Origin of the sequence: Halomarina pelagica, assembly GCF_024228315.1 — an archaeon.
Classification (GTDB): domain Archaea; phylum Halobacteriota; class Halobacteria; order Halobacteriales; family Haloarculaceae; genus Halomarina; species Halomarina pelagica.
Genome location: NZ_CP100454.1, coordinates 328899 through 345256, shown reverse-complemented (window position 1 = coordinate 345256; position 16358 = coordinate 328899). Strand labels below are relative to the sequence as shown.

General features: G+C 54.9%; 16 protein-coding genes. 10 read left to right on the top strand and 6 right to left on the bottom strand.

Annotation, left to right across the window (positions count from 1 at the left end):
* Positions 1-75: 75 nt before the first annotated feature.
* Both NKI68_RS01800 and NKI68_RS01795 read right to left on the bottom strand, forming a co-directional pair.
* A complete protein-coding gene (locus NKI68_RS01800; RefSeq protein WP_254544972.1) occupies positions 76-279 on the bottom strand; it encodes a hypothetical protein in 204 nt (67 codons plus the stop codon).
* Positions 280-447: 168 nt separating this feature from the next.
* The gene (locus NKI68_RS01795) at positions 448-2589 is read right to left on the bottom strand and encodes a (Fe-S)-binding protein (protein WP_438267807.1); all 2142 of its coding nucleotides are present in this window, start codon (positions 2587-2589) and stop codon (positions 448-450) included.
* A gap of 207 nt (positions 2590-2796) precedes the next feature.
* Here NKI68_RS01795 and NKI68_RS01790 point away from each other — a divergent pair, with 207 nt between their 5' ends.
* Together NKI68_RS01790 and NKI68_RS01785 are read left to right on the top strand one after the other, a co-directional pair.
* Positions 2797-3177: a cupin domain-containing protein gene (locus NKI68_RS01790; RefSeq protein ID WP_254544970.1), complete on the top strand. Its 381-nt coding sequence runs from the start codon at positions 2797-2799 to the stop codon at positions 3175-3177.
* 69 nt (positions 3178-3246) lie between these two features.
* Entirely contained in the window at positions 3247-3711 is a 465-nt protein-coding gene (locus tag NKI68_RS01785; protein WP_254544969.1) for a NuoI/complex I 23 kDa subunit family protein, read from the top strand.
* 256 nt (positions 3712-3967) lie between these two features.
* On the opposite strand, the gene fer is transcribed toward NKI68_RS01785, so the two are convergent.
* A complete protein-coding gene (gene fer / locus NKI68_RS01780) occupies positions 3968-4357 on the bottom strand; it encodes a ferredoxin Fer (RefSeq protein ID WP_254544968.1) in 390 nt (129 codons plus the stop codon).
* Between the two features lie 225 nt (positions 4358-4582).
* Here fer and NKI68_RS01775 point away from each other — a divergent pair, with 225 nt between their 5' ends.
* The 4 genes from NKI68_RS01775 (at position 4583) to NKI68_RS01760 (ending at position 9709) form a co-directional block, all read left to right on the top strand.
* Positions 4583-4873 (top strand): DUF5789 family protein, encoded by a 291-nt coding sequence (locus NKI68_RS01775; RefSeq protein ID WP_254544967.1) that lies wholly within the window; start codon positions 4583-4585, stop codon positions 4871-4873.
* An 87-nt stretch (positions 4874-4960) separates the two neighbouring features.
* Positions 4961-6880 (top strand): 2-oxoacid:acceptor oxidoreductase subunit alpha, encoded by a 1920-nt coding sequence (locus NKI68_RS01770; protein WP_254544966.1) that lies wholly within the window; start codon positions 4961-4963, stop codon positions 6878-6880.
* Between the two features lie 5 nt (positions 6881-6885).
* Complete coding sequence (locus tag NKI68_RS01765) at positions 6886-7821, top strand: thiamine pyrophosphate-dependent enzyme (protein WP_254544965.1); 936 nt, start codon at positions 6886-6888, stop codon at positions 7819-7821.
* A gap of 97 nt (positions 7822-7918) precedes the next feature.
* On the top strand, positions 7919-9709 hold the full coding sequence (locus NKI68_RS01760; RefSeq protein ID WP_254544964.1) for a ribosome biogenesis/translation initiation ATPase RLI: 1791 nt from the start codon (positions 7919-7921) through the stop codon (positions 9707-9709).
* A gap of 68 nt (positions 9710-9777) precedes the next feature.
* Here NKI68_RS01760 and NKI68_RS01755 read toward each other — a convergent pair whose 3' ends face one another.
* Positions 9778-10002, bottom strand: coding sequence for a heavy-metal-associated domain-containing protein (locus NKI68_RS01755; RefSeq protein ID WP_254544963.1), 225 nt, complete (start codon positions 10000-10002; stop codon positions 9778-9780).
* A gap of 426 nt (positions 10003-10428) precedes the next feature.
* On the opposite strand from NKI68_RS01755, the gene NKI68_RS01750 reads away from it, so the two are divergent.
* The 3 genes from NKI68_RS01750 to NKI68_RS01740 all read left to right on the top strand — a co-directional run bounded on the left by NKI68_RS01750 (position 10429) and on the right by NKI68_RS01740 (position 12703).
* Positions 10429-10755: a CGCGG family putative rSAM-modified RiPP protein gene (locus NKI68_RS01750; RefSeq protein ID WP_254544962.1), complete on the top strand. Its 327-nt coding sequence runs from the start codon at positions 10429-10431 to the stop codon at positions 10753-10755.
* A gap of 65 nt (positions 10756-10820) precedes the next feature.
* On the top strand, positions 10821-11123 hold the full coding sequence (locus tag NKI68_RS01745) for a cupin domain-containing protein (protein ID WP_254544961.1): 303 nt from the start codon (positions 10821-10823) through the stop codon (positions 11121-11123).
* Between the two features lie 353 nt (positions 11124-11476).
* The gene (locus tag NKI68_RS01740) at positions 11477-12703 is read left to right on the top strand and encodes an MFS transporter (protein WP_254544960.1); all 1227 of its coding nucleotides are present in this window, start codon (positions 11477-11479) and stop codon (positions 12701-12703) included.
* A 30-nt stretch (positions 12704-12733) separates the two neighbouring features.
* Here the strand turns inward: NKI68_RS01740 and NKI68_RS01735 are convergent, their stop codons facing one another.
* A complete protein-coding gene (locus NKI68_RS01735) occupies positions 12734-13975 on the bottom strand; it encodes an RNA-guided endonuclease InsQ/TnpB family protein (protein WP_254544959.1) in 1242 nt (413 codons plus the stop codon).
* Between the two features lie 372 nt (positions 13976-14347).
* On the opposite strand from NKI68_RS01735, the gene NKI68_RS01730 reads away from it, so the two are divergent.
* Positions 14348-14797, top strand: a complete 450-nt coding sequence (locus NKI68_RS01730; RefSeq protein ID WP_254544958.1) for a universal stress protein — start codon at positions 14348-14350, stop codon at positions 14795-14797.
* 75 nt (positions 14798-14872) lie between these two features.
* Here NKI68_RS01730 and NKI68_RS01725 read toward each other — a convergent pair whose 3' ends face one another.
* Positions 14873-16054, bottom strand: a complete 1182-nt coding sequence (locus tag NKI68_RS01725) for a tryptophan--tRNA ligase (protein ID WP_254544957.1) — start codon at positions 16052-16054, stop codon at positions 14873-14875.
* Between the last annotated feature and the right edge of the window lie 304 nt (positions 16055-16358).

The following is a 16358-nucleotide window of genomic DNA, read 5'->3' as shown; positions in this document are numbered from 1 at the left end:
TCGTCGGAAACACCTTCTATTTCGCGGTGATTACTGTAGTCTTCCGTCTCGTTCAACTGAGAGACTAAGCCGCCGTCACCAGTACGGCGTGGAAACACGTCCATGTTTCAAGATGACGCTCAACTCTAACCCGCCAAGTACTACGAGAAAGAGACAGACAAGAATTGCGTTTGTTCCGGCATATCCACCGAACGTCTCAGTGACGAGAACGTAGATGGCACCGATAGCCATGATGATCGACACGACTATTCCGAGAACACCACTCGCTCGTGGGAACATTACATCGGTATTCATAGCCAATCGAGATACCGGTTTGGGAATGCATCGACCAGCGTCTTGCTCGCTCACGCTCAGAACATACCGACTATCTGCCGCTCATCGTAACGAGTCTGAAACAATTGTACTCATTTCTATCCGAGTCAATATATGGGTGCGTATCTTCCTGGATTACACCGTCTTGCGTGACGTCTCAATAGCTTCGATGAGGAGTTCGGCGATATCGACGATCTCGATGTCGTCTTCGTATCCGCCGGTTTTCCGGCCGTCTTCGTACATCGTCATACAGAGTGGACAGGCGACAACAAACTTCTCGATGCGTTCGCCAGCGTCAGTGTCTTCTAATGCCTCACGGAGACGTTCCTCGCTGGGTTTCTCGTCTTGCTCGTGCTCCATCCAGAGGCCACCGCCGCCACCGCCACAGCAGTATGAATCAGCGCGATTTCGTGGCATTTCGTGGAGATCGCATCCTGTTGCACGGACGAGTTCTCGCGGAGTCTCGTATACATCGTTAAACCGACCTAGGTGGCAGGGATCATGGTAGGTAACAGTATAGTCAAGTTCGGTCCCATCGAGGCCTAAACGACCATCTCTGACCAGTTCCTCCACGGCTTGGGACCAGTGATACACGTCTGCTTCAGGATTCCACTGATTGTCATCAATGTCGAAGTCGAACATCGGATCGTCGGCCCACTCTCCGAAGTCCAGCTCTGGATATTCGTTTTTGAACGTATTCATCGAATGGGGGTCAGTACAGACAATTTTCTCGAACTCGCAGTCCTGGAATTTCTCGATCATAGTTCCGGCCTGCTCAATGAACAACAACTCCTCTCCGACGCGACGGATGTCGTTACCGTCGTAGACCTCACCCTCGAAGAGGATCCCAAACTCCACATCAGCCTCCTTGAATAATCGAGCCAGTGAGCGAGCGACCTTCTTATTGCGATCGTCGTAACTCGGGTAGTCGCCGACGTACCAGAGATACTCTACTTCTTCTTCACGGGCGTCAGTCACATCAAACGCCAGCTCCTCTGTCCAGTTGCCTCGGTGCCGCTGATTATTCCCGAACGTATTCCCGTTCTGCATGACGTTTCGAAAGGCGTCCTGGAGGCTAGCCTGGATTTCGCCCTCATCGGTGAGATGTCTGTTCAACCGAGTGAACGTCTTGAGGTGTTCGATTTCGACGGGACAGGCATCCATACAGGCCATGCAGGCCATACAGGATTCCATTGTTTCAGCTGCAATAACGGAATTACCACCGTCAGCGATAATCGGTTGTTCTTCGCCACCAGCGTCCACCTGTTCACGGTACTGTTTGAGGTCAAGAATGACGTCACGCGGACTCAAAGGGCGCCCTGAGGCGTGAGCGGGACAGGCTGCCGTACACCGACCACATTTAGTACAGGCATCCTGATCAAGTATGTCCTTCCACGAGAACGAGTTGATGGATGCGGCGCCGGTGTCGGCGTCCATATCTGATGGAATCGATGGCAAGCGTTTCCCTGCCTTTTTGTCGCGAGCGACGACGTTGGCGAACGACGATATCATGTGAAAGGGCTTCGCGTAGGGAATTGCTGCGATAAAGATGAAGGCATTGAGGGAGTGTGCCCACCAGACGATGGGATACAGTTGTCCAGCTAATTCAGGTGTCATCCCGGCGATCTGGAATACATCTTTGACGAACCAACCGACGAAGCTGACCGTTTCAAACGAAACATCACGTACGGCACTAGTTCCAAGGATGCGTATCCCTTCAGTGATATATCCCCCGATACCGAGGAAAAACAACGTCCAGAGGAATAGATCATCCTCAAGACTACTGTTTGGACCGAAAAGGCGATCTAGATGACCGATATATCGTCGATAGAGAGCAATAGCGAGCCCAACGACGAAAAGCAACCCCATAGCGTCCACCACGAACGAATACGAGAGATAGAAATCACCAACCCAGAACGACTCACCCGTGAGCAGCCGGTAGCCGTCCATATCGACGAACAGGATTGACGTTGCGATGAAGAGCGTTAGAAATCCCCACATGATGAATGCGTGCATCAGCCCACCGACTAGGTCACGATCGAACTGTTTCTCGTTGGTGATGACGATTTTAGCTGCGACGACGATCCTCTCCGGAAGGTTGTCCAGTCGGTCGAACCAGTCTTCTTGTCCCCGTGTATATCGTTTAAAGCGGTCGTAGGTGCCCCAAAGAAGGACTACAATAGCCACTACTGAGAGGTAGTAGAATACCGCTTTGCCGATTGGCCCGATTTTCCAGAAAGTCGGCCGGGTGATTGGCTCACTTGCCTGCAGTAATATTGACACAGTTTGGCACAATTAGGCCCCGTACCTAATAATTCTTGATTCTCTACGGCTGTGTCGTTCGTTTCGAGGCGAAGATGTTCGCCATACTACTGTCGCTTTGGATTCTGTGACCAACGCATCCTTGTCCTGCTAAGACTGCTTTCTCCGGAGATTCGAAGGGCATCATCCGAAGTTAAACGGATAGCTTCCCTACCAGATGGTATGTCGTACACTAAGACAAACATTGAGGATCTCGAAGTACGGGATATCGACGGACTTGACCCATCTCTGCGTGCAGTAGGATACGAACTTCGACCATCGAAGATGCGCCCGAGTGTGTGGGAGTTTGATTCTGGCGACTCGAACGATCGTCATCGGCAACGTGAACAAGAGGAACTGTACGTCGTTCTTGATGGCCGTCTTGAGATGGAAATTGAAGGAGAGGCGTTCACTGTAACACCAGGGGATTGTATCGTTGTCCCTCCAGAATCTTGGCGTCAACTGACTGCTGTGGAGAGCAGCCGCGTACTTGTCATCGGTGCTCCTAACGTATCTGATGATGCGATTGATGAGGACAACGGTGCAGGTTCAGAGAATGGGTAATGGTGATGATTTTTCCTCGTGAGCGCACGTACACCTAAGGTGTAGGAAGGGGAAGTTACTGAACAGTGTATGATCGGGATTCTCAAATCGATGGCGGTGACGATGAAACACGCCTTAGATGGGAAAACGTTCACTGTCGAATATCCGGATGAAGCACCTGAAGTGAGTCCCCGGTTCCGAGGAGTCCACAAATTCAGTGAGGAGCGCTGTATCTGGTGCCGGCAGTGCGAAAACGTCTGCCCGAACGACACAATCCAGATCGTTATGGACGAAGATCGAAATGGCGAACAGTACAACCTCCATATCGGCCAATGTATTTATTGTCGCCTCTGCGAGGAAGTGTGTCCGACTGACGCTATCATTCTCACTCAACAATTCGAATTCACAGGAGATACGAAACATGATCTCGCATACAATAAAGAACAGCTCAAGAATGTTCCGTGGTACAAGGATCTTCCAGATCCTTTGGAATCTCGGGAGCCAGATCGAGGCGCGTGGATCGGTGAAGGAGACGGAGAAATCGACTACCAGTGATATCGACAGTGGCATTATGCCAGTTGCCTCGTAGATATCTATCCCAGAACTAACTGAAACGTGGATCGCTATCACTATCTCGAATTCTTTCTCCAACGGTAATCCGCAGCCTTACAGAAACGAATCAGCTCCTTGCCCTCGATGAGTCTCGCCTTGTCTACATCGGGCGGCTCAGGGAATACCTCCATCTGTTCAATACATCCAAGCATATCTCAGAACCGGTGTTGTGGTCGAATCCAACGTGCATTGGAGTTGCTCAAATCACCCGATTTTGCAGGTAATCTAGGTGCTTGGCATTGTAGACGAGCTTTACGTGCTCAGTTGCTGGCGATCCAATGCACGTAAGTCGGACGTTTCTCTCTTCGATTTCCTCGTCGCTGAGGATCTGCTGCATATCCATCTCGATCTCGCCTTCGATGACGATCGCAGCACAGTTCGCACATGCCCCAGCTCGACAGGAGAATGGCCAGTCGTAACCATTGGCTTCCGCTGTTTCGAGAATAAATTCGCCTTCGTTACACTCGAACGTACCGTAGTCCTCGTCCGTCAGATCGAGTTCCTCGGCCCGTTCAAAATTTTCGTCGTCGTAGATATCCCACTCTTGATCGTCCACCACGTCGTAATTCAGATATTCGATGGTTGGCATTAGGAGAAACTGACGGTCGCCTCTCGCTTATTTCCTCCGCAGAATATGTTCGTTAGGCACCGGCAAGGTGAAACAATATTCCTGGAACGATGAGTGTGGTGTGCTCGAATCCGAATTCATGATCTTTTCGAAGCTGTGAGATAGACGCCCTGTCGTGGGGTGTCTTCTCTCGTCACTTGGCAACGCGAACCAACACTTATCGGGATAGGGGATGACGAGACACGCATGGGACCAGTCGAAATTCAAGAGTTGTGTGAACGCGAATTTGACTTTCCAATCGAGGACGACGCTCTCATCGACGAGTTTGGTGAGAGGGAACTAACTCCCCCAACCGGGGAACCGACAACGGTCGCAGCAGTTCTGGATACGGCGAACGAGCAAACCTACCACTCCAGTGAGGACATCTATCTAGCCGTTCTTGGGAATCTTGACGAGTCATTCGTGGGGCGGAAATCCTACGATGACCGGGCTGGGGTCTGGGATATTGAACAGAAAGACCAGACGTATTCGTTCTGAAGAGTCCGCTGGGCTCAAACGAACATGTTCCCGTGGCACTACTTATGGCACGAAATCGTACGATAATCAGGTGAGCAAACCTAACGGATGACAGATACAGAACTCATTTGGCGACTCGCAGGAGGCTCTGGCGACGGCATCGACTCAACGAGCCAGAACTTCGCGAAAGTACTGATGCGGTCAGGGCTCCACGTATTCACCCATCGCCACTATCCATCACGGATACGCGGTGGCCACACGTATACCGAAATTCGAACCAAGGCAACGCCGGTGCAGTCCAGGGGAGACGGGTATAACTTTCTCTTGGCACTGGGTGACTCGTTTGCACGAAGCCCGGATGAGGACGCCTATTACGGGAATGAGGAAATCAAGCCTCTCGTAGAAAACCTCGATGACCTTCGTGATGGGGGGATCATCATCTACGATGAGGGTGTGATCGACATCGACGACGTCGATGCAGTACTCGATACGTCACTCGAAGAGCTAGCTGCGGAACACGATTGGCACGTGTATCCGCTCGACCTTCGGGACATTGCAACCGAACACGGTCGTGAAGTGATGCGCAACACGGCGGGCGTTGGTGCAACGGCGGCGCTTCTGTCTATGGATCTCGAACCTTTCGAAGCGCTGATGTCGGATACGATGAGCGGCAACGCGCTGGAGGCGAACCTGACGATCCTTGAAGCAGCATACAATCAGATACGGGACGAAAACGAGATTGACCATGATGTAGTCCTTCCGGATGGAACGCACGAGGAAGATCCGATCCTTCTCTCCGGATCACACGGGGTGGCATACGGTGCGCTCGACGCCGGCTGTCGGTTCATCTCGGGCTATCCCATGACGCCGTGGACGGAAGTGTTCACGATACTGTCCCAGCATCTCCCCGAGTACGGTGGTGTTTCTGAACAGGTCGAAGACGAGATCGCCGCTGCTGGAATGGCGATCGGTGCGTCCCACGCTGGTGTCAAGGCGATGTCCGGTTCCTCGGGTGGTGGGTTCGCACTTATGTCCGAGCTGCTCGGAACGGCTGAAATGACCGAGACACCGGTCGTCTTCGTCGAGGCGATGCGCGGCGGCCCATCGACCGGGATGCCGACAAAGCCAGAGCAGGGAGATCTCGACCACGTCCTGTACTCCAGCCAGGGCGATTCCAACCGAGTCGTCTTCGCACCAGGAACGATCAGGGAATGTTACGAACAGACGCGTCGAGCGTTCGAACTGGCTTACGAGTACCAACTCCCCGCGATCGTCATCATCGACCAGAAGCTCTCGGGGGAGTATCGGACGGTCCCGGATAGCGTGTTCACCGAATCGGCCCCTGATCCGGATCCAGGCACCGTTCTCACGGAAGAAGAAATCAAAGATGCAGCTCACCACGCGTCGGGAACGTATCTCCGCTTTCAGTACGACGCTGACGATGGTGTCGTACCGCGAACACTCCCCGGCCAGAAAGGTGGCCGATTTCTGACGAGCGGAAACGAACACAACCCTGCAGGCCATATTAGCGAAGATCCCGAAAATCGTCGTCGACAGGTCGACCGACGCAGAACAAAGCAAGAGGCGATCCGCGAGACACTCGATGAGACGGGCACACACCAGACCCGATATGGGCCCGAAGATGCCCGCTACGGGATCCTGGTGTGGGGGAGTCAACAGAGTACTGTCTTCGAAGCGGTCGATCGACTCAACGAGACTGATGACTCCGTTTCGGCACTAGGCGTAAGCGAAATGATGCCGTTCCCGGAGTCTGACGTTGTCGAATTCCTCGAAAGCGTTGAGGAAGCTGTTGTCGTCGAAATGAACTCCGGCGGTCAATTCCGGGGATTGGTACAGCGCGAACTGGGAGCGTACGGCGATCGGCTATCTAGTCTGCTCAAGTACGACGGTAATCCCTTCGAACCCGCTGAGGTTGTCGACGGTGTCCGTGCCGTCATTACTGACGATCCGAGCGAGGCGCCACCGACGACGCGTCTCGAACCAACGAAAGCAGCTAACTCGAGGTAACCACAATGAGTGCATTCAACGCAATCGGTGCAGATCAGGAGGTAGACACGAACGCGTTCACCCCCGGCGTCGAACCACGGGCGACGTGGTGTCCCGGCTGTGGGGACTTCGCCGTCCTGAAGACGCTAAAGCAAGCGATGGTGGAGCGGGGCAAAAATCCCGACGAGGTATTGCTCGTCACGGGAATCGGATGCTCGGGCAAACTTTCGTCGTATTTCGAGAGTTATGGATTCCATTCGATCCACGGTCGATCGCTCCCGGTGGCGCGGGCGGCGACACTTGCGAATCCTAATCTGGAGGTCGTCGCCGCGGGTGGCGATGGGGACGGATACGGGATCGGTGGCAACCACTTCACGCACACTGCCCGAGAGAACCACGACATGACCTACATCGTGTTCAACAACGAGATTTTCGGGTTGACGAAAGGGCAGACGTCGCCGACGAGTCCGAAGGGGCACAAATCCAAGACACAACCGTCCGGCTCGGCGAAGAACCCGATCCGGCCACTGGAGTGGGGCCTCAATGCGGGTGCGACGTACATTGCACGGACAGCAGCGGTTAATCCTCGACAGGCGACGGAGATTCTCGTCGAAGCGATGGACCACGACGGCTTCGCACACATCGATTTCCTCACTCAGTGTCCGACGTGGAACAAGGACGCCAAGCAGTACGTGCCCTACATCGACGTTCAGGACTCCGAAGACTTCGAGTTCGACGTCCACGATCGTGATGAGGCAGCGCAAATGATGCGGGAAACTGACACACGCCTCCACCAAGGCGAAATTCTGACTGGCCGGTTCTTCGTCGAAGAGGGGCGCCCGTCCTACAGCGAAGAGAAACGTCAGACCGGTCAGATGCCCGACGAACCGATCGTCGAACAGTACTTTGACGACGATGCCGAGTGGAAACCGTCTGCCGACCTGCTCGATCGGCATCGGTGATCGAGCAAACCCAAATCCACCGCATACGATTCGGTCTACCGAGGATTACGCCGCGACAGCGACCCATAAACGCTCGGACAGACGGTATAGGTAATTCATGACAGGGCCCGAAAGCGGACGGAAGCAAGAATACGTCGCAATCATTGACCAGGACAAGATCACCGACGAAGTACGAAACATCGCGGTCAAATACGACCCGCTGAATCGGTCCGGTCACGAGGGGTTCCACGTCACTGAGAGTGGGGAACTCCACATCGACGACGCCAACGTACTGGCCGAGCACAAGCTCATCGAAAAGAAGATCCCCAACGACGCGATTCAGATCATACCACTTCCGGCGGAAACCGGGCAGCTCGTCCACCAGTATGGTGAGAACGGATTCAGGTTGTACAATCTCCCGATCCCGGTCGACGGTTCAGTTATCGGCCTCCTCGGCCGCAATGGCATCGGAAAGAGTACTGCGTTGGACATTCTGGCTGGCAATCGAGTGCCGAATTTTGGGGGTACAAGTGAAGAGTCAGACTGGGACCGGGCGATCGAGTTGTTTCGGGGGACGACCCTGCAGACTCATCTCGAACGGCTCCGAGACGAGTCAGTCGTCACCGCCTACAAGGACCAACGGGTCGACTCCCTCCACGAGACCGACGCAGAAACGGTACACGAACTGCTCGCTACCCGTTCGGACGATCCGGACCGATTCGTCGATGCACTCGGTCTCCGCTCGATTCTCGATCGATCGCTGTCCGATCTGTCCGGCGGTGAACGACAGCGAGTTGCGATCGGTGCGACCCTCTCGACGACAGCGGATCTCTACCTGTTCGACGAACCATCGTCGTTTTTAGATATCGAACAGCGGCTGTCAGTGGCACGGACGATCCGCAGTCACGTGCAGGAAGCCGATGCCACGGCAGTCGTCGTGGAACACGACCTTGCGACGCTCGACCTACTCTCTGACGCGATCCACATACTGTACGGTGAGCCGGGCGGGTTCGGTGTCGTCGCTCAGCGGTCGGCAGTCCGGACGGGCATCAACCAGTTCTTAGTGGGGAAACTGTCCGAGGAAAACGTCCAAATTCGGCGCCAGGCGATCGACTTCCCGTCAGCTGGCTCTCGTGACAGCCGATCCGACGAACCGATTCTCACGTATCCCAAACTCGAAAAATCGCTCGCGGACTTTTCGCTCGTCGTCGAACCGGGACGGATTCACGCCGGTGAATCGGTCGGTATCGTGGGAGAGAACGCGCTGGGCAAAACGACGTTCGTGAAAATGCTCGCCGGGAATGTAACTCCTGATAGTAGACGAGTTCCGGACGAGGCCATCGTATCGTACAAACCCCAGTACATCACGCCGGACAGCGATGTAACAGTCCGTGAGCGCTTTGCATCTGCCACCGATATCCACGCCCAATCATTCAAGACACGAATCCAGAATCCGTTCGACATCGAACCGTTGTACGACCGCTCGCTCGACTCGCTTTCGGGCGGGGAGTTACAGCGTATCGGGATCGCGCTCTGTCTTGCCCGTGACGCGGATCTCTACCTCTTAGACGAACCCTCGGCGTTCCTCGACGTGGACCGTCGAGTGATTCTCGCTGATCGAATCCGCCAGTTCAGCAACCGAACGAACCGACCCGTGCTCGTCGTGGATCACGACCTCTTCGTCATCGATCGAGTTGCCGACCGATTGATCGTCTTCGAGGGTGAGCCGAGTCAGAGTGGCCATGCAAATCCTCCGCAATCGATTCGGGATGGTATGAACGCGTTTCTCTCTGCCCTCGGAATCACGTTTCGACGGGACGAACGAACTGGCAGACCTCGAGTGAATAAGCCAGACAGTCAACTTGACCGGAAACAAAAATCGAGCGGCGAATACTACTACCGGGACTAATTATCGTATCAAATGGATGTAGAGATTCTCTGTATGATCGAGCGCATTAGTTAGATAAGTTCAGCTGACTACGATTGGTTTCGTCTAACAGAATATCCCTGATTCTCGATTATCCGTTCGAGCATCTCTGGCGAGGTGTGGTCGGCTTCGTACGTGATTTCTATGGTGCCGTTTTCTTCAACATTGAGCTGTTCGATCCCACCTTCTGATTGAAGTGCCTGGTCAACCGTAGTCGTACATGTTTCACAGTCGAAATCCGCATCCTGAACGTGGAACTGGATCTGGTCTCCCATATTGAATCAATCGCCTGTACGTCCGCAGGCTGCATAGCCTTTCGTGTGGCGCCCTCCTAACGAGGGTGGTGATCGTTCTTCTGATGACTTCCTGCACAGCCGAGATTCCTTAGTTCAGCGGCACTAGAACTAACTCATCCTACTCATAATTGTCGGGGAGTGTATCTACTGTTCTGGGCACGCCTACCTCGCGACATCTTAGTCATCCTCGGCGCTGGCGTGTTCAGTTATGAGGTCGTGAAAAAGCGTTTTGTTCGTCGCGAGATACCCGATACGGTCTCCGCTGGGGCAATTATTTTCCGGCGCATCTTCGCCGAGGAAGGGGTGAATCTCCGGATCCGACGACGATTGACGTTCCATCGTTCTCTTTGCATCTGTGACGCAGGCACCACATCCCTTATGAGAATTGCAGACCAACATAGTGTGATGGCAAGTCATTCCCACGATCACGACCACGCTCACGGCGAAACTGAGCCGGTGACCGATCGAATTCACGAGAATTCCTGGTCGGCAAACCTCGAAAAACCACAATACGAGGACGATCTCTCGCTCCTCAAACGCCACGCGATCGAAGCGGTCGAACATACAGCCAGTGGTCACCATGTGAATCTCGTCACCCACGAGGCACACGACCATCCCGAGGGGTTCCTGTACGACACGCTGGACGAGCGGTTTAGTGATGAGGAAGTCCACTGGGAGTATATCGAACAGTGCGGTTGTGGTGGCCACGTCGTACGCGTCCACGTCGAGTAGATTCAATCCACCGAGGGAATGCTCCCACTACAGATAATGAGAAAGACCAACTGCACACTGATACGATGGTAACGATCGAATCATTAGACGACCTCGACGGCACACCCTATGCCAACGCGTTTCCAACCGAAGAGCCGAAAACCCTCAGACTAACGCTCTCTGCTGGCGAGCGTGCGGAGACACACGATCATCCCAATCGCCACGTGATTCTCTACCTTATCTCGGGCGAGATCTCGTTACAACTCGATGAGGAATCACATCAGCTTGAAGCAGGCGATGTCGTTCATTTCGACGGAGCACACGATATCACGTCGTCTGCCAAGACGGACAGTATGGCGTTAATCGTTCTCTCGAAGAAGGTCGAGTGAACGAAGAGGAACTCCAGAAAATGGTTAGGGTATCTACTCTGGGAACTGCTCAGATAAGTGGCTTACTGGACGAATAATTGACTAAGACCGCCTCGATCACCTCTTGTCGTCTCGATTGGGCCACTCACTGCAGCCTTCGTCGACGTACGGGCGACTCACGTAGTCGTACGCACGGTAAGCGAGATGAGAGACAATCTCGTCCTGCTTACTGCGTTCCTGCTGTATTAGACGTCGTCATCCGTCGTCGGGCCTCCCATTCCACTCGCAGCGGTTGATCACGCGACATCCGCTTATCTGAACAGCGCTCCGACACCGAAAAAGCTGTTCGATAATATAACTTGTTAACTAACACCATGGACTCCAACGACAGGGCGCTCACCGCGTTCACGATGATCGGACACGCGATGTTTCACACCTACGAACTCGTCATCCCGATCTTCGTCGCGCTCTGGCTGGGCGTCTTTCCCGTCACGGCCGCCACGCTGGGGCTGATCGTCGGTGCGGGGTTCGCCCTGATCGGCGTCGGCGCGCTCCCGAGTGGGATTCTCTCGGATCGATACGACTCGAAGCGGCTCATCATCGGAGCGATGCTCGGCATGGGTGGGGGTTTCGTCCTCCTGAGTATCGCGCCGAACGTCGTCGTCCTCTCGTTCGGCCTGCTGCTCTGGGGGTTGGCCGCGAGCGTCTATCACCCCGCTGGGCTCTCGCTCATCAGCCGCGGGGCGAAAGAGCGGGGCACGGCCTTCGCGTACCACGGGCTGGCCGGGAACCTCGGCGTCGCGGTGGGTCCCTTCTTGGGCGCGATCCTCCTTGCGTTCTTTCATTGGCGAACCGTCGCGCTGCTTCTGGTCGTCCCCGCGCTGCTGGCGGCGATCATCTCTTGGCGTATCGAGTTCGACGAGACCGCCGGCGTCGACGCGAGCGAGGAGGCCACCGTCGCCGACGGCGGCGCGGCGAGCCCGACCGAGCTGCTCGCGCAGTCGAAGCTCCTGTTCACCGGCGGGTTCGCGTTCGTCTTTCTCATCGCGATGCTCTATGGGCTGTACTACCGGGGCGTGTTCACCTTCCTGCCAGACATCCTCGCGAGCGTGCCGCTGTTCGAGCCCGTCTCGATCGCGGGCGAGTCCTTCCTGCCGAGCCAGTACGTTTACGCCGGACTGTTGATGCTCGGGGGTGTGGGCCAATACGTCGGCGGAAAGCTGAGCGACCGCGTTACCACGGAGTACGCGCTCGTCGGCACCTTCGCCGTCCTCGTCCTCATCTCGCTCGCGTTCGTACCCGCCGTGAACGCTGGGCTCGCCCCCCTGCTCGTCGTCTGTGCCTTGCTCGGTTTCTTCGTCTACATGGAAGCACCCATCAACCAGGCGATCATCGCGAAGTACGCTCCGTCCGACGTCCATGGGCTCTCATTCGGCTACACGTATCTCGGGACGTTCGGCGTGGGCGCACTCGGCGCGGCGGTCGCGGGGGCCGTGCTGACCTACGCCAACACCGCCGCGCTCTTCGCCGTGTTGGCAGTCTTCGCGGCTCTCGCAGTCGGTATCGGTGGCTACCTCATCGTCCAGGGCAGGATGGCCTAGAGAGTTTGAGCGCTAGTGAACTACCCTACTCTACTCGCTCACGGCTGACGCCGTTCGCTCCTTGAAGGTAGGGCTTCCTGCTTCCACGACGCGCTTTGCAGATACGGACGTATCCACAGGGAGCGCAGTCTCCACAGGCGTTGATTCGGAGTATCCCACTCCTACGTCTTCGAGGCCGCGAGAAAGGATGTTCCATGCCGCGTTCGCGTCCCTGTCCGCCTCGAACCCGCAGGCGGGACAGGAGTGTTCACGGACCCACAGCGGTTTGTCCGTCGAAACGCCGCACGACGCGCACTCCTTGGTCGTCCCTCTCGGGTTGACCGCAACGAAGTGCGTTCCTTCACGCTCGCACTTGTATTCGAGCAACGAGAGGAACGTTCGCCATGCGGCAGACGCCGTGTTGCGGCTGTTCGACGGCGACTCCATCATCCCCTTCACATTCAGGTCTTCGACCGCCACGAGGTCGTATTCCCGAGCGTAGTAGTTCGAGAGTTTGTGCAAGAAGTCGCGGCGGTTCCGTCGGAGGTTGGCGTGACACTCCGCGACTCGACGCCGTTGCGTCTCGTAGTTGTTCGACCCGTGTTGCTTCCGTGAGAGGGACCGCTGTTCACGTTCCAGCCGCTCCCGTTCGTCCGAGAGGTCGAGCGACCCGACCGCCGTGCCGTCGGTGTCGTGGGCGTACTTGAGAATCCCCACGTCGATACCGACGCACCGCTCGGGGTTCTCGGGTTTCGTCGGTGGTTCACGGTCCATCTCGACGCCGAAGGTGGCGAACCACTCGCCCGTCGGTTCCTTCTTGACCGTGACCTGTTTCACGGTGGCGTCGTCGGGGATGGAACGGTGAAGCTGAATCGGTATATCCGCGAGTTTCGAGAGTGACAGGACAGTCTGACCGCCCTTCTTGTCGAGCTTGAAGCCGGACTGACTGTACGTGAAACTGCGGAACTCCCGTGGCGGCTTCCACTTGAGTTGGCCGACGCCGTAGCCGTTCTCCTTGAGCGCCGAGAGTCCTTTGAGGTTGTTGAACAGACGCTCCACGACGGTTTGGAGAACCTTCGAGTACACGTCGGAGAGGCCGTCCCACCACGTCTTGAGGTCGGGGAGTTCCGACCGTAGGGCGGTCATGGACGGCAGTTCACCGTGTTCGTCTTGGTACTCGTTGAGGCGGTAGAGTGCGTGATTGTAGAGTTGCCTACAAATGTCTCGGTAGCGGTCCAACTCCTCGCGGTGGGCGTCAGACGGTTTAAGACGGTATTTGTAGGCGTAGTACATCCGTTACTCTCGCTCCTCGATTAGTTCGTCCAATTGTTCTCGGACGAATGACGAGAGATTGAGGTGTTGGTCCTCAATCCACTCGTCTTGGTCTTCCCGAATAGTGATTGTCTTTCGCTTCACCGTAATGCACGCTATGCACGCTACGCGTATAATGATTTGGTTGAGACGTTGGCCTGTGGGCCGAGTGTCGAACGTGTATGAGAACTGTGCGGCGCTGTATCCCCTCCCTGCTCGCTCCCGTTGGTCGCTCGCTGAGGAAGGGGGCTTAGCGCCTATTTTCTGCTAAGAACATTATCCTACCAAAAATTTCTGCGATATATTGGAATCGTGGAGTAACCTTATTTTGTACTGGGATAAACTCTCGAGCGAATGTACGACCAAATTCTGCTCGCTACTGATGGCACCGTCTCATCACAGAACGCTGAATCCCACGCGATCGACCTGGCACAGGAGCACTCTGCCACCCTGCACGTACTCTTTGTCGTCGATGAGGGCATCTATACGGCCTACAGCGGAGACGAGTACGTGGATGAAGCAGAAGGACCGGAACACGGATTAAAAGAACTCGGTGAAGAATCGGTTGAACACGTCCGGTCGACTGCAAAGGATGCCGAAGTCGAGATTATCAAAGCAATCGAGCACGGCGACCCGGTTGAAGCAATCCTCGATTATGGTGATCGAAAAAACATCGATATGGTCGTGCTCGGAACGAAACACCGGCCTGCAGAATACCGTGCTCTCCTGGGAAGCGTCACTGACCGTGTGCTTCGACTGACGACTCGACCGACGGTTGTGATAAAGACAGAAGTGGAAGAATAGGGTCCTCGTCGAATCCCTACATCTCCGCTATTCATCAGGTCACACTAACTTTTTGATCGGTTTTCACGGAGACGATTACCACTGACTCAATGCATCATCCGGATATCCGACTCGTTCTCGGGCTCGGGTACGCTCATCGCTATTCAATCGGTACGGTGCTAATTCGTTCGCGAGTGAGCCCAACTGTGACCGCCGTCCTTGATGATTCTCGAGAAAATCTGCAATCTGTGTCGCTGCTATCTCCTTGAGTTCGCCGCTCAGTAATGATCCATCGCGATACTCACGAGCAAGTCGTTCCAGTCGTTCATCATTCTCTTCGAAAAAGTACGCCAAGAATTGATACGAGACGTCTATCGTAGGATTTCCACCCTGTTCTCGGTGCGCTTCGATGTTTGACTGACCGCCAGAATAGGCGTACCGACGAATCTTCTTGAACACTGTCTCTCGATCGTCGGAGAGAAGAATACTGGGGACATCGTCCGAGGAACTCATTTTGCCTGGCCCTCCAAGACTCGGGAGGAATTTCGAGAGTAACGCACCTGGTTTTTCGACATTGTACCGCTGTTTACTCGCAATATCGCGACATACCCGAACATGGGGGTCCTGGTCAATTGCGATTGGAACGAGCGTCGGGTGTCGGCCTTCAACGAGTTGCGGGAGAAGAAGATGCGTCGCCTGTACAGCGGGGTAGAAGGAAATCCCGATGTTTGCTGGCGTCCCGTACGTTGCGTCAACTGTCGATTGTGTCACTTCCTTCGCAAAGGCGGTTGCAAGGGGATACACTACGTTTGCATCGGCTGTATCCACGATAATGCGCGTCCGATCAGGGTCGAATCCAACGGCTAGTAAATCCAGTAAATTGTCCCGAGTATGCCTGTCGATCGCTTTGAGAGACATCTCTTTGAGGAGATATTTTTCATCATCAGATATCGGGATGTACACCAGGGCGTTTGTTTGCTCCTGTAGATACTTTGCAAAGTAGAACGGGAAAACGTGGCCAATGTGCATCGGTCCAGACGGACCACGCCCCGTGACGATTGAATGGGGTCTCCCCGTATTTGCAGCCTCAAGAAATCGATCAACGTCGCGTTCTGCGTAAAAGACGTTCCGCCGGACTAATGGATGGATTGGATCAGGGAATGTTGCAATCTGCTCGTCAGTAAGCTTGTCAGCTCCAAATTCAGCAAGGAGCTTCTCATAATCAATGGCTCCCTCAACAGCGTATGGTGTAACGGTGAAGTTTTCTTCTTCGGTCATCGTTGATTGTGCGTATCGTAGGAATATCTGGCGGCACGTACGAGAACGTTAGTGGGCGACCTGATCTGGCCGTTTGGGTGAGGCTCACCTTATCTCACCCTTCGACACCATCTACTTCCATAATGCAGGCCATCGCCAACGCCGATAGTCGGTATCGTGGGGAGCAGGCAACGTGTATAGTAGTATGGCTGGAGCTGGCATATGTATTCTGCACGTGCTCGGCCCTTCACAACTTGTGGATCATCGAGGTTCCTAGGGAATTGCCTGCAAGGTTCCCCTTCGTGGGGTCAGCTATTTGAATGGT